The following is a 14882-nucleotide window of genomic DNA, read 5'->3' as shown; positions in this document are numbered from 1 at the left end:
TTGTCGTGGGGGGACGTTGCCGATTAGAAGAACAGCCGCGCGACAGTCTCTGCCACGCACGCCGGTTTGTCCTCTCCTTCGACTTCGTACGTTTGCTTGTACGTGACTTGCACGCCCCCTCCGGCGATGTCCTTCAATTCGGTGAGCACCGACGACATGCGAATGCGCGCGCCGACACGAACGGCGTTGGGAAATCGCACACGGTTCAAGCCATAGTTCACGCCCATGCGAATGCCCTCGATCGTGGCAATCTCCTGGGCCAGCATCGTGCAGAGCGAAAGCGTGAGGAAACCGTGCGCGATCGTCGTGCCATAGGGCGAGTGCGCGGCCGCCATCTCGGGATTGCAGTGGACCCATTGATGATCGCCCGTGACGTCGGCGAACTGCTGGATGCGGTCCTGGGTGATCTCGAGCCAATCGCTCTTGCCGATCTCCTGGCCGACGAGCGTACGCAGTTCATCCAGACCGCGAATAAGGCGTGGGGGCATCGTGAGGCTGACCTCTTCTGGGGACACGAAGTTCTCTCGCGCTTCCCAAAAGTCTACACCGCCGGGGCAGCAGGATGAACCCTGAGGTTAGCAGGCCGGGGAAGTATTCCTCGGCCTGTGCGGATCGCAGGATGCGATCCCAAAATCGCGACATCCGTCGTGATTTTGCGAGCCGTGAGCAGCTTTGCTGCGAACCTGGCGAGGGGGGGGAAGAATGCCACGAAGGCATTCTTCCCCAGGCTGTTCGCAGAACGCCACCGTCAGACGTTGTCCAGCGTCGGCAGCGTCCACGGCGCGCGATATTCCGCCCGCGTCAGATACCGATTCGCCTCGTCGTCCCCCGGAAACGTATAGGTCGCCGGGTCGAACTTCACCGTCCGGCCGACCCGCCAGGCGATATTTCCCAAATGGCAGAGCGCGCTTGACGGGTGGCCCACCGTTTCCAGGTCGGCCACCGGCCGTCCGCGGCTGTGCATGCAGTCGATGAAATTCTGCGCGTGACCGATTTCGTTCTGCTCCCCTTTCTCTTCGCGCAGGAGTTCATCTTTCAAGCCGAACGCTCGCCAGCGGCGATTGCCAATCACCACGTAGCCGCGGTCGCCGTAGACCGCCGCTCCCTCGGGATCGCCATACAGCGGGTACCGGCTCCAGAGACGCATCTCGTAGGTCAACACGCGGCCGGGATAGTCCCAGGTGACCATCAACGTGTCGGGCCACTCCTGGTCGTCGTCGAAGTAGTATTTCCCGCCGACTGCGGTGGTCTTGGTGGGAAACAGAGGGAGCGGGGCTTCGCCGGCCGCCGCGATGGCCGTTTCCAATCCCCAACGAGCCACGTCGAGTCGATGAACACCGTCGTTGCCGAGATCCCCCGTCCCGTAATCGAAGAACCAGCGCCAGTTGCCGTGGAAACGGTTCGGATTGAACGCGCGTTTCGGCGCGGGTCCCAGCCACAGGTCGTAATCCACGCCGGCCGGAGGCTCGCCATCGGGCGGATGACCGATCGAGCCTTGCTGGGCACTCTCCCAGGCCTTGGCGAACAGGGGACGGCCGATGTTGCCCGCCCGCAGGTACTCCATCGCCGCATGGAAGTGGGGTGAACTGCGCGATTGCGTGCCGAGTTGCACGACGCGACCGTGCTTCTTGGCGGCGGCCACCATCGTGCGCCCTTCGATAATATTGTGTCCGTCCGGCTTCTCGACGTAGACGTCCTTGCCCGCCTGGCAGGCCATGATCGTAGGAATCGCGTGCCAATGGTCGGGCGTACCCAGCACGATGGCATCGACCCTCTTGTCGTCGAGCGCGCGGCGAAAATCTTTGATCGCCTCGGGACGGCGGCCGGTCGAGCTTTCGACGCCGGCGACTCGTTCGGCCAGCACACTCGCATCGAGATCGCAGACGTATTTCACTTCGCACGTTGGCAAACCGGCGAAGGTGTTCAGCAAGGAAGAGCCACGCCCGCGCACGCCGGCTACGGCGACGACCACGCGATCGTTCGGCGCGGCCTTGGCCAGGCGTGGCTGGATCAACGTGGATGAAACGCTCGCCGCGGCCAGCCCCAGCGCGGTGGACGTGCCTGACAGAAACGTTCGACGATCCATGACGTGTTTCCCTCACGAATGGACGACAAACCGAGGCGACGGAGCGTTATAGTAGCCGGACAAATACACAAGTGCGAATAGATTGATGCGTTTCGCGCTCGAAGCTCTCCGCCAAATCCCGGTTCCGACCTGGTCTAGAAGAATTTGAGGTAGCGCACCATGAATGTTTTCGACCGATTACGCCTCGACGGACGACGAGCCGTCGTCACGGGGGGCAGCCGTGGTTTGGGTTTGGAAATGGCACGCGTCTTGGGACAGGCCGGCGCTGAACTAATCATTGCCAGTCGCGACGGCGATCAGCTCGAAACGGCGTGCGCCGAACTGCGCGAGTCGTCGCCCCGGGTGACGGCCGTCGTGGCGGATCTCGCCACGCCCGAGGGAGCGACCAGGTTTTGCGAGCAGGTGCTGAGCGAATACGCGCCCCTCGACATCCTAGTGAACAACGTCGGCGGAAGGAGAGTCAACTTTCCCACTGAGGAGATGCCGCTCGAAGAGTGGCAGCGGATCGTCGATCTGAACCTAACGCAGGCCTTTGTCTGCACGAAGTTGATTGGCGGCGCCATGCTGCCACGACGGCGTGGTCGCGTGATCAACGTGGCGTCGATCTCGGGCTTCGTCCCGGGCAAGCTGATGCGCGGTCGCTCCTACGAAACCTGCAAGGCGGCGCTGGCCATGTTCACCAAATCGGTCGCCGCCGATTGGGCCCCTTACAACGTGACGGTGAACGCCATTGCGCCCGGGGCGTTTCTGACCGACGCCAATCGGCGCTGGTTCGGCGAGCGCCCGGAGTTGAAACAGCAGATCGAAGAGCGCATCCCGATGGGTAGAGTCGGCGAGCCGCACGAGATCGGGGCCCTGGCCCTTTACCTGGCCAGCGACGCGTCGAGCTACATGACCGGTTCGGTGATCGTCCTCGACGGCGGTTATTTGCTCTGGTAACCCGTGATTCCTCAAGCCGCGAGCGCCGGTTCCAGCGTCGTCGGCAGGGTCACGGTGATCCCGGCCGCCGCGTGGAGCTGCTGCACGTAAAGACTCAAGAATGCCTGGGCCTCGGCCGCCGAGAACCGCTCGCGGTCGTAGTTCAACACGAGCGCCATCCGGCCGGCATACGTCACGGGCGTGATCGCCATCGAAGTGAAGGGACGCACCGGCGGGGCCGACTCGATCGCTTCCAGCACCAGCTCACCCGCCACGATCTTCCCGTTCTGCCGAGGCAGCGGTACGTCGGTCATCACTTGTCCCATGTTGCTCAACACCGTTGTCGCATAACAGCGATTGTCCCGGGTCATGAACTCGAGCCCGCCACGAATCGATCCGATCAAGGCACACGAGCGCACGAAGGCCAGGCCGAAGCGAAAGGTTTTCAAGAACCAGGTTTCGAGCTTGATCGACTTGAGCAGCAGGGCCGGGTGGTGAAACAGGCCCAGGTGCCGATCGAGAAAGACCATCGCTACGACGTTCGCCGCCGGCAGATCGTCATCGTCCGCCGTGCGCAGGTTGACCGGCATCATGATGCGGAACAATTGTCGCGCTCGGCCGAGTCCGCGGGCGTCGCTCCAGGCCTGCATCGTCAGAAACAAGTCGCGCAGCAGCAGATCGTTCAGTGTGGCGCCGGCGCCACGCGCCGTTTCGCGCAGTTGCTTCGTTTCGTCCACCGTGAACGTGTGCGTCGGATAATTCAGCAACTCGCGGCGTTCGTCGGCCGGCACGACCACGTGCGGACCCGAGCGGAGCGACGCCGGTCTCGGCAGCAGAAACATGGCCATGCCGACGACAACGCCCCACAACTCCTGCGGCAAGCGCAGCAACACCTGCCACCAAGCAAGTCCGAACCTGGCACGCCGTGCGAGCTTCTCTACCAGCACCGGTCGCCAGGCAGGCGCCGTCCCGCGAACCTCGGCGTCGTAGGCGCAGAGCGTGTCTTCGAGAAAGCGATAGGCCCCGATGCCATCGGTCGCGCTGTGATGAAACTGGGCTCGTACCTCGGTCTCCGTGCCCGACGAGCGCACCCACAACCGCACGGGCAGTTCGTGTTGCAAGTCGATTTTTTCCTGCCCAGGAAAACGGAGATCCTGGTCGAGTTCCGCCACGTCGACGAGTACCTCTGATTCGCTGGCCATCCAAGTGGCGGCGCGGCCGGTCCCCACGACCCGCGAGCAGAGCAACGGGTGTCGCGCCAGTGCCTGGCGCACGGCACGGCGAAAGACGTCGACATCGAACCGGCCCGCCAGCTTCATGCGCACGGTAAAGGTCATCGGATGACTCGCACGGTCATCCGCCAGCATATAACGCTCGAAGGCATTGAGGTGACCTGACATCCCTCAAACTCCTGACATGGTTGTCGTGGCTTGCTTCTGTAGCGCCGGGGGAAAACAATCACCTTCCGGCGGCTACCTACCAAGCGCAGGCCGGCTGAAAATGTTTCTGGGAAATAGCAAGAGCAGACGATGGCCACGAATCAGCCCCCCCTGGGCTCGACACGCGATGAACTCGACACCCCGGCCCTGGTGATCGACCTCGATCGGCTCGAAGCGAACATAGCCCGCATCGCCGGGCTCTGCCGCGAACGTGGCGTCGACTGGCGCCCCCACTCGAAGGGGCACAAATCGTCAGAGATTGCCCGCCGGCAGGTGGCCGCCGGCGCGATTGGCGTTACGTGTGCCAAATTGGGCGAGGCCGAAGTGATGGCCGCCGGGGGCATTCGCGACCTGCTGATCGCCAATCAAATTGTCGGCGCTCAAAAGCTGGCCCGACTGGCACAACTGACGCGCGTCGCCGACCCCATTGTCACGGTCGATCACCCGCTGCAGATCGAAGCCACCAATCAGGCCATGCGCGCAGCCGGCACGAACACCCGGATGATCGTCGAGGTCGATATCGGCATGCACCGCTGTGGCGTGGCCCCCGGCGAGGCCACTTTGGAACTCGCGAAGTTGATCGACGCCGCCCCGGGAATCGAACTGGCCGGCATCATGGGTTACGAAGGACATCTCTTGACGCTCGAAGATCCCAACGAGAAACGCACGCGCGTCGAGCAGGCCATTGGCATGCTGACCGAAACAAAAGACCTGCTCTTGCGCGCCGGCCTCCCCTGCCCTATCGTCTCGGCGGGGGGCACGGGTTCGTACGCTTCAACGCTCGCCTGCCCCGGCGTCAGCGAACTCCAGGCCGGAGGACTGATCTTCATGGATGCCTTCTACCGCGAGCGCTGCCAGATCGTGGGCTTCGACTTTGCGCTGACGCTCGTCGCCACCGTGGTGAGCCGGCCGGCGCCCCACCGCGCGATCATCGACGCCGGCCGTAAGACGCACAACATGGAGATCCATCCGCCGCGCGTCGTGGGACACGACGACATTGAGTTCGTCTCCCTCTCGGCCGAACATGGCGTGCTCGAGCTCGCGCCCAGCGCGGAACACCTCGAGATCGGCGACCGTCTGACGATCATTCCCGGCTACGGCGACTTTTCTACCGTACTGCACAACGAGTTCTACGCCTTCCGCGGCGACCGCCTGGAAGCGATCTGGCCGCTGGAAGCGCGGGGCCGCCTGCGGTAGCTTAAGCGCAAATCTTGTCGTCCTAGGCTCCCCACTCGACAGGCAGCCAAGAGAGATATGTTTGAAGTTGCTTCTTGGCAAGTTGCAACGTCATCATATCCTGCAACTCATCGAGTTCGTGGGCCCAATAATCGCGGTGAGTCTCGACGCCAGTTGAGCATGAAGAAAAGCAATGGGTGCTGACAAAAAAGGTTGCCACTTTGCACCTGTTCGAGGATACTTGAAAACCGTACCCACCTGCGGTCCCACCCCAGCCAACCCGGGACCGCGCCCCAACCGCCGGAGTCCCTCATGCCGCGCCTCGGCTGGCTCCTATTTGCCCTGCTGATTGGTTGCTTCGCACTCGAAGGCCGTGCCGCCGATCCGGCTGCGCTCACCTTCGAAGAACACATTCGGCCGATCATGCGCGCCAATTGTTACCATTGCCACGGCAATGGCGATGAACTGGCCGGCGGGCTCGACGTGCGTCTCAAGCGATTCCTCGTCGCCGGGGGCGAATCGGGGGTCGCGATTACCCCCGGCAAGCGCGACGACAGTTACCTTTATCAGCGCATCCGCGACGGTGAGATGCCGCCGACCGAACACAAGCTCTCGACCTCCGACATCGAGACGATCGGTGCCTGGATCGACGCCGGCGCTCCCACGAAACGAGACGAACCCGAGGCGATTCCCTCCGGCGCCGGCATCTCGCCCGAGGATCGCCAGTACTGGGCGTTTCAGCCGGTAGTACGTCCCCCCGTGCCTCCTGTCGGCCACACCGAGCTGGTCCGCACGCCGATCGACGCCTTTCTACTTGCCCGGCTTGAATCGTCCGGCATCGCCTTCGGCCCCGAGGCCGACAAGCGGACGCTGGCCAAACGAGTCTACTTCAACCTGACCGGGTTGCCCCCGAGCGCGGACGAGTTGGCGCTCTTCGTCGCCGACGAGGCCCCCGATGCCTACGAACGACTGGTCGATCGCCTGTTGGCCTCGCCCCACTATGGCGAACGTTGGGGACGACACTGGCTCGACGCGGCCGGCTACGCCGACTCGGAAGGGTACACCGACGAAGACCGTCCGCGCGACAATGCGTATTACTATCGCGACTACGTCATCCGCTCGCTGAACGCCGACAAGCCGTGGGACGCGTTCATCCGCGAGCAACTGGCGGGTGATGAAATGGTCGCGCCCCCCTACACGAATCTCACCCCGGAAAGCCGCGACCTGCTCGTGGCGACCGGCTTTCTGCGCATGGCGGCCGATGGCACCGCCACCGGCGGCATCGATCAGGAACTGGCGCGCAACCAGGTCGTCGCCGATACGATCAAGATCGTCAGTAGCGCCTTGCTGGGCATGACGGTGGGTTGCGCACAGTGTCACGATCACCGCTACGATCCCATCCTGCAGGACGACTACTATCGCCTGCGCGCCGTGCTCGAGCCGGCGCTCGATCCGGTGAATTGGCGCACGCCCGATGCGCGCCGCATCTCGCTCTACACCGATGCGGATCGCGCGCTTGCCGCCGAAGTCGAAGCGCGCGCGGCCGAAAAGGTTACGGTGCGCAATGCCCGGCAGGCGGAGTTCATGGAGGCCGCGCTCGAGCAGGAATTGCAGAAGCATCCCGAGGAGCTACGCGACTCGCTGCGCACGGCCTACAACACACCCGCGGCCGAGCGCACGCCCGAGCAAGTCGCGTTACTGGCCGAGCATCCCAGCGTGAACATCAGCCCCGGCGTGCTTTACCAGTACAACCAGGGGCACGCCGACGAACTGAAGAAGCTCGACGCCGAGATCGGCACGATTCGCGCCGAGAAACCTCCCGAACACTTCATTCGTCCGCTGACGGAAATGCCGGGCCAAATCCCCGTCACGCACCTGTTCCATCGTGGCGACCCGAAGCAGCCGAAGCACGAGGTAGCGCCGGGCGACCTGTTAGTTTGCTCAACCGAAGACGCGCCGCTGTCGATCGCCGCGGACGATAGTGTCCTGCCCACGACGGGCCGCCGTACGACCTACGCTGCCTGGCTCACCAGTGGCCGGCATCCGCTCGTGGCGCGCGTGCTGGTAAACCGCGTGTGGATGCACCACTTTGGCCAGGGCATCGTCGGTACGCCCTCCGACTTCGGCCGCCTGGGCGAATTGCCGTCGCACCCCGAGTTGCTCGACTGGCTGGCCAGCGAATTCGTCGACAGCGGCTGGCGGATGAAGCAACTACATCGATTGATCGTCACGTCGGCCGCGTACCGTCAATCGTCGGCGCATCGCGAGGAAGCGGATGCCGTCGATCCCGATAATCGCCTGCTGGCGCGGATGAGCGTGCGGCGTCTCGACGCCGAGTCGGTTCGCGATCGTATTCTGGCCACCTCGGGCGTGCTCAGCCGCAAGATGTTTGGGCCCGCGGTGCCCGTGCGCGAGGACGCCGTCGGTCAGGTCGTCGTGGGAGTCGATGTGAAAGGGGCCTCGAATACGCCGGGCGAGGTGGTGCCCATCGGCGAAGAGGCCTTCCGCCGCAGCGTCTATGTCGAGGTGCGCCGCAGCCGCCCGCTGGCCGTGTTGCGGGCCTTCGATGCGCCGGTCATGGAGACGAACTGCGATCGGCGCACGTCGTCGACGGTGGCCGAGCAGGCGCTGTTGCTCTTGAATAGCGAATTCATCCTCGAGCAGGCCAAATACTTCGCCGCGCGGGCGCACGTCGGTGGCGGCACCCTCGAGGAACAAGCCAGGCGTGCGTGGCAATGGGCGCATCTGCGCCTGCCGAACGAAGCCGAGCAAAAAACCGTGGCGGAGTTTCTCCAGCAGCAAACGGCGTGGCTCGCGGCACAGCCGGTGCCCGACGACCGCAAGGATAATCCCCCTACCGCTGACGATCACGAGCGGACCGCGCTGACGAACTTCTGTCAGGTGCTGTTGGGCAGCAACGAATTCCTCTACTTCGACTAGACCTACCGAGTGAGGCCGAAGAGCATGAGTCGAAACGAGAATCACGACGCGCCGATAGTGCGCTCAGCTCCCTGGACGCGTCGCGCCTTCCTGGCACGCAATGCGATGGGCGTCGGCAGCGTCGCGCTGGCCTGCCTGCTGCGCGACGAAGGCGCTCTCGGGGCCGCGCCCCATGTGCCGCGCGCAAACCATCATTTCGACATGCTCCCCAAGCAGCCCCCCCAACCGCCGCAGGCGCGGGCGATGATCTCGCTCTTCATGCACGGCGGGCCGAGCCACGTCGACCTTTTCGATCCCAAGCCCGAGCTCACCCGCCGTAGCGGCACCGACTACGAAGGCGAAGTCACCTACAGCTTCGTCAATCGCGCCAGCAAGAAGCTGCTGGGCAGCCCGTGGAAGTTCGCCAAACATGGCCAGTGCGGCATGGAACTGTCGGAGCTGTTGCCTCACACGGCAAAGATCGTCGACGAGATCGCGCTGGTCCGCTCGATGCATACCGATATCAACGGGCACGAGCCCTCGATCTGGTTCATGAACACGGGACGTGCCCAGCCGGGCCGACCCGCGCTCGGCTCGTGGATGACCTATGCCCTGGGGGCCGAAAGCCAGGATCTGCCGTCCTATGTCGTGCTGACCGATCCCGGTGGGCACCCGGTCGACGGCGTGCGCAACTGGTCGAACGGCTGGATGCCGCCCCTATACCAGGGCACCGTGGTGCGTTCGGCCGAGCCGCGCATCCTGAACCTCGACGCGCCGGCACACCTGCGCGGCGAGTTGCAACGGCAGAATCTCGATCTGCTGGCTTCCTTGAATCGCCGCCACCTCGAGGCGCATCCTGGCGAAGGCGACCTCGAAGCCCGCATCGCCAGCTACGAGCTCGCCGCCCGAATGCAAACGGCCGCCAAAGAGGCGCTCGACATCTCGCAAGAGAGTTCTACAACCGCCAAGCTCTACGGCCTCGACGACCCCGTCACGGCCGAGTACGGCACGCGCTGCCTGATCGCACGGCGCCTCGTCGAGCGCGGCGTGCGCTTCGTGCAACTCTTTGTCGCCGGGCAGATCTGGGACAATCACTCGAACATCCGCCAGGCGCTGGCCGATTGCTGCGCAAAAACCGACAAGCCTTCGGCCGCGCTCGTGCAGGATCTCAAGGACCGCGGTCTGCTCGATACGACGCTGGTCCACTGGGGGGGCGAAATCGGCCGCCTGCCGGTCGTCGAGAACAACGGCTCCGACGACAACGTCGGTCGCGATCACAACGGCCAGGGCTTCAGCACCTGGCTGGCCGGCGGCGGCATCCAAGGGGGCGTCACGTACGGCGAAACCGACGAGTTCGGCCACAAGGCCGTCGTCGATCCCGTCAGCCCGAACGACTACCACGCCACGCTCTTGCACCTCTTCGGCTTCGATCACACGCAGTTGGCCTTCCACTACAACGGGCAGGATCAAAAGCTGACCGACGGCCGCCCCGCACGCATCGTCCGCGAGATTCTGAAACGCGGGTGACGCCGCGTACTCGCCGCGGCGACTCCGGCCTCACTTCGGCCGCAGCGTCTTCAAGTACGCGTACAAGTCGGCCACTTCATCGTTCGTGAACGCATCGAGCAGGCCCGTCGGCATCAGCGACTGCGTACTCTCTTGTCGCACGGTCAGTTCCTCGCCCGTGATGCGCACGGTCGTATCGGGACTGGTCTGCAGCAACAGTCCCTCGGGCGAATCGTAAACGACGAGCCCGTGATAGACGTTGCCGTCGTGCGTGCCGACGAGCGTCGTGCGGTAAAGGGGGGATACGTCGCGGCCCGGATCGACGATCGCCCCGAAGAGGTCGTCACGCGCCAGGCGATCGGCCACGCCGGCCAAGTCGGGCCCCAAGCGATTCACGCCCACGTGGCAACGGTGGCAGGTGGCGCGCTCGAAAATCTTCGCCCCCCGCTCTTCGCTGCCAGCGGTCCAATCGATGCCCGCCAGTCGTGCCTGCCAGGCGGCCGTGCTCGCCGTTGTGACCGGCGTTAGAAGCTCTACATCGTCGGGATACTTCTCGCTAAACCAACGTGTCCACGACTCCAGGAGTTCGCTGGGGCGATCGGGCGCGGAGGCGGCGCTGGACTCTTCGTCGGACGATAACTTGCCGACAGGCTCTCCCGTCCAATGTGTAAGCAACGACGTCAGGGCCATGCGTGGCCGGCGGAACGGGGCTTCGACCGGCTCGCCCAAGGCCCCGGCCAGCGGCCGTTGCTTCGCCGCCTCGGGCGATATCAGGCTGAAGCGGCGCAGGGCGAGAATCGCCTGCGCCACCTCATGACGGCTACCGGGCAATTCGAGCTGAACGAGCGCACTCGCCGCACGCTCGACGCTCTCCGGCTGCGACGACGACAACGCCTCGACAAAGTGCTCGCGATCTTGTGCTTGCGGCTGTTGAGCGAGGGCCGTCAGGAGCGAATCGCGCAGGGCGAAGTTTTCCCATTGCCCGCGCAACGCGGGGTAGACCTCATCGGGGGGCAGTCCCGCCAATACCTGGACCAGTTCGTCGGTCCAGACAGCCCCCTCCGCTGGATCGGCCCCTTGCACCACGTCGAGCATGCGCCGTGCGGCGCGTTCGCGCCCCTCCGGCGTCATGCGCAGGGCGAACATGCTATGCGCGGCGCGGCCGAAGGTTGCATCGTCGAGCATCGCCGGCACGAGGGCCTCATCGCGCGCCATCAGTCGATCGAAGGTTTCTTGCACGCGGTCGGGCCAGTTGCGGCTGACCAACAGCCCGCCGGCGGCAAGCTTCTCGTCGAGCGCAAGCAGGGCCGCCGCCGTAGCGCGGCTGACATACTCCTCGCGCGTGCCGAGCAACTGGGCCAGCACCATCAGATAATGGACGTCATCGGGAACGGTGCTTTCCTTCGTCCAACGCGTGCTGACGGCCCTGGGAAGCTCCAGCGACGAACAACCCAGCAGGGCCAACAGCCGGGCCAGCTCGCGATCCAGCTCGGCATGCCCGGTCGGAAACCTCGCGGCGAGATCTTGCCCCGTCTCTTCGCGAAACGTCTCGTCCACCACGTCGGGCGCGTTCGCCTCGTAGCCGATGGCCAGTTTCGCGCCCGCTTCCCCCTGCTTGATATCCCCCAACGCCACCTGCATCAGACGCACGGCCTCGAGACGCAATTGCGAGTCGTTCGTATCGCGGAAAATCTGTTGGCAGTGGTGCAGGCACAGCTCGCTCCAATCGCGGTTCGTGGCGGCCAGCGGTCGCTCGATCCACAGCCGGCCAAGTTGGACGCGCGGCGGTAACGTGCCGGAATTCTCGTCGGCGAGATGCGCGCGGATCGCGGCGGCAAAATTCACGCGGCCAGCCCGTTTGCCGCAGGCAATGGTGGCCGCGCGCACTCGCCGATCGGCGCTCGCCAGCCCCGCAAGCCAATGGGGCGTGGGATCGAGATCGCGCGCGAATGACCGCTGCCGCGCGAGCCCCTCCCAGGCCGCGCGTGTCACGCGGGGATCGGCGTGTCCTGTCAGACGCGCTAGCAGCGAGAGGCTCTCGGGGTTGCCCCGTTCGAGCCCCACCGCCCATGCCACGCGGGCCACCAGGGCGGGCTCGCCCTCCTGAATCAGCTCGCGCGCCCCTTCGACCGGAAGTCCGGCGAAGACCTCGACCAGCAATTCCACCGCTCGCCGCCGACGCGCCGTCGATTGAGACGCATCACGCGCGACGGCGAGAAACGGAGCAGGCCCGATCCGTTCGGCCGACGGCCTCCACCTGGCGCGCGACCAACTGCTCCAGGGCTGCGGCGCATCGAACACGTCGAGGATCGATGGTTCCGCGGAGGGGGAACTAGCTGCTGCCCGTTCGTTCTGCGTTTCTCCTACATGGCGAATGCGGAAGACGCCACCCCGTGTCTGTCGTCCGCCGATGGCCACGTAGAGATCGCCATTCGGCGCGACTTCGAGGTCGCACGGGGCGAAGCCCACGTTCCCCGTCGTGCGCATGAAGGTTTCCGGCTCTGCGCGATAGGTGGCGCCCTCGGGCGCCAGCGGCAGGAAGTAGATCCGTCCCAACGTCCAGCAAGCGCTGAAGATGCCCTGACGATAGCGCTCGGGGAAAGCCGTGTGCTGGTAACAGACGAGTCCCGTGGGCGAGCCGCGTCCCAACCGAGCCGCGCGATCGACGTTGTCGACAAAGGACTCGGGCTGGTTCCAACTGCGGACGTGACCGTCGTTCAGCCAACCATGCTGGCGGCCGGCGGCCACATCGAATAACCTCGTCGGCGTATACCAGGGAAGGTGATGATCGCGCTCTCCATCGGAATCGACCGTGAAGAGATGGCCCGTCGCGTTGAACGCCAGGTCGTAGGGATTGCGAAAACCGTCGGCGAGCACCTCCAACTGCTTGCCGTCGGTCGAGACGCGCAAGATCGCGCCGCAGCGCGGCGCCTGCACGGGAGAGCCCACGTGCCGCACGTGATCGCGTGAAACGCCGGCATCGTTGCCACAGACGATGTAGAGCCAGCCATCGGGGCCCTGGACGATGGCATGCGCGCCATGCTCCGAGTTCTTCAGCATCGTCCAGCGTTGCGGGCTGCCATCGGCCGTGCCGTCGCCATCTTCGTCGCGATAGCGCAGCAAGGCGCCATCGGCCGTGCAGATCAGATCGTGGTCGACAAAGCACATCCCCTGCGCCCCGCTGGCGGGGCCATCGCAGTAGGTTTCGCTGCGGTCGGCGCGGCCATCGCCGTCGTCGTCGAGCAAACGCCGCACGTAGCCCGGCCCCGACACGACCAGTCGCCCGCGCGCATCGAAGGTCATCGAGTAGATGTTGTGGGCGAGATCATCGTCGGCGAAGAGGGAGACTTCAAAGCCGGCGGGCACCTCGAAGCCAGTAATGTCCGTGGTGTCGGAGGCGACTTGTGCGGACGAACCCGCCGGCAGAAACAGGAACGTGGCAAGGCAACCAAGCGCGAGAATGGCGCGGCGCGCAGTTACAGCGTGCGGCAAACGGCGCGCGAATATCAGGGGCCACGTGGCCCGAATGGGCGGTTGGGCAGGAATCACACGACCATGCTAGTCGCCACGCGCCAGGGAAGCAAAACAGCAAGCGGGCGGGCCGACCGAAGCGCGTCAGATCAGAGCCGCACGAGCACGCGCCCGCGGATCCTGCCCGCCAGGATCTCGCTTACCTTCGCCGGAATTCTCTCCAAGGGGACTTCGTCGGCCACGAGCATGTCGAGGTTTTTCGGCCGCCAGGGCCCCGCCATCTTGGCCCACAGCGCGGGACGCTTCTCGGAGGGATACGTGGCCGAATCGAGCCCCACCAACTGCACGCCGCGCAGAATGAAAGGATGCACCGTCAGCGGCAGTTCGACCCCTCCCACGAGCCCACACGCTGTCACGCAGCCGTGCCGGGTCGTCGAACGCAGAATCGTGGCCAGCGTATTACCTCCCACGGTGTCGATGGCGCCGGCCCAACGCGCGCCGAGCAGTGCTTTGTCCGTACGATCGTCGACCGCATCGCGCGGCACGACTTCCGTAGCGCCCAACTCTTTCAGAAAGTCGGCCGCCTCGGGTTTGCCGCTCACCGCGACCACGCGGTAGCCGAGTCGGCCCAGCATCGCCACGGCCAAGCTTCCCACGCCGCCGGTGGCCCCCGTGACGACAATCTCGCCGCGCTCGGGGGTGATGTCGTGCGCTAAAAGCGCTTCAACACCGATCGCGGCCGTAAAGCCCGCGGTCCCGAAGATCATGCTCTCGCGCTGCGTCAGCCCCGTGGGAAGCGGCACGACCCAGGCAGCCGGTACGCGAATTTGTTCGGCGTAACCGCCCCACTGGCCAGCCCCCAGATCGAACCCGGTCACGAGTACTTCGTCCCCCGCGCGATAGCGGGTGTCCTGGCTCGCAAGGACCGTACCCGCCGCGTCGATCCCCGGTATGTGAGGAAATCGCCGCGCGACGCCGGGATGACCAGTCGAGGCGAGTCCATCCTTGTAATTGAGCGAGGAATAGGCAACGCGAATCGTGACATCGCCCGGCGGAAGCTCTTCGGCCGCGACATCAGTGACAGCGGAAGAGATCTCGCCCATGGGGCTTTTTGAGACAAGGAAGCAACGCATGGTCGACCGATGATGTGGAAGTGCAGGGAAGACTGGCTCTCGCCTTGGCGTAGCGTAGGGAGCGCCGAGGTCGAATGCAATTGTCGCGCGGTGGTTTGCGCGGACATGGGGCCCTGCGTTGACACCCCGCGCGCTAGTCCTATAATTCCGCTAACGAAATCGGAACTGTGGCGCCAATTGCCGCAAACGTGGTCGGGGTCGAGCTTTGCGTCGGCTGATCGCGCTGTGGCCCCC

The 14882-nt window shown here is 64.8% G+C and carries 9 protein-coding genes; 4 read left to right on the top strand and 5 right to left on the bottom strand.

Annotated elements, in window-relative coordinates; all coding sequences use genetic code 11:
• Positions 1-23: 23 nt before the first annotated feature.
• Positions 24-488 (bottom strand): MaoC family dehydratase, encoded by a 465-nt coding sequence (locus KF708_01760; GenBank protein ID MBX3411414.1) that lies wholly within the window; start codon positions 486-488, stop codon positions 24-26.
• Positions 489-748: 260 nt separating this feature from the next.
• Complete coding sequence (locus KF708_01755) at positions 749-2086, bottom strand: Gfo/Idh/MocA family oxidoreductase (protein MBX3411413.1); 1338 nt, start codon at positions 2084-2086, stop codon at positions 749-751.
• Between the two features lie 159 nt (positions 2087-2245).
• Here KF708_01755 and KF708_01750 point away from each other — a divergent pair, with 159 nt between their 5' ends.
• Complete coding sequence (locus KF708_01750; GenBank protein MBX3411412.1) at positions 2246-3025, top strand: SDR family oxidoreductase; 780 nt, start codon at positions 2246-2248, stop codon at positions 3023-3025.
• An 11-nt stretch (positions 3026-3036) separates the two neighbouring features.
• Here the strand turns inward: KF708_01750 and KF708_01745 are convergent, their stop codons facing one another.
• Entirely contained in the window at positions 3037-4404 is a 1368-nt protein-coding gene (locus KF708_01745) for a hypothetical protein (protein MBX3411411.1), read from the bottom strand.
• A 129-nt stretch (positions 4405-4533) separates the two neighbouring features.
• Here KF708_01745 and KF708_01740 point away from each other — a divergent pair, with 129 nt between their 5' ends.
• The 3 genes from KF708_01740 (at position 4534) to KF708_01730 (ending at position 10065) form a co-directional block, all read left to right on the top strand.
• Entirely contained in the window at positions 4534-5640 is a 1107-nt protein-coding gene (locus KF708_01740; GenBank protein ID MBX3411410.1) for a DSD1 family PLP-dependent enzyme, read from the top strand.
• Between the two features lie 291 nt (positions 5641-5931).
• A complete protein-coding gene (locus KF708_01735; protein MBX3411409.1) occupies positions 5932-8559 on the top strand; it encodes a PSD1 domain-containing protein in 2628 nt (875 codons plus the stop codon).
• 24 nt (positions 8560-8583) lie between these two features.
• Entirely contained in the window at positions 8584-10065 is a 1482-nt protein-coding gene (locus KF708_01730; GenBank protein MBX3411408.1) for a DUF1501 domain-containing protein, read from the top strand.
• A 30-nt stretch (positions 10066-10095) separates the two neighbouring features.
• On the opposite strand, the gene KF708_01725 is transcribed toward KF708_01730, so the two are convergent.
• Positions 10096-13536 carry a c-type cytochrome gene (locus KF708_01725; GenBank protein ID MBX3411407.1) on the bottom strand — a complete coding sequence of 1147 codons (3441 nt, stop codon included), beginning with the start codon at positions 13534-13536 and terminating at the stop codon, positions 10096-10098.
• 128 nt (positions 13537-13664) lie between these two features.
• Positions 13665-14618, bottom strand: coding sequence for an acryloyl-CoA reductase (locus KF708_01720; GenBank protein MBX3411406.1), 954 nt, complete (start codon positions 14616-14618; stop codon positions 13665-13667).
• Between the last annotated feature and the right edge of the window lie 264 nt (positions 14619-14882).

This window comes from Pirellulales bacterium (genome assembly GCA_019636335.1).
Taxonomy (GTDB): Bacteria; Planctomycetota; Planctomycetia; order Pirellulales; family JAEUIK01; genus JAHBXR01.
The sequence above is the reverse complement of the archived record's forward strand: the minus strand, read 5'-3'. Positions and strand labels throughout refer to the sequence as shown.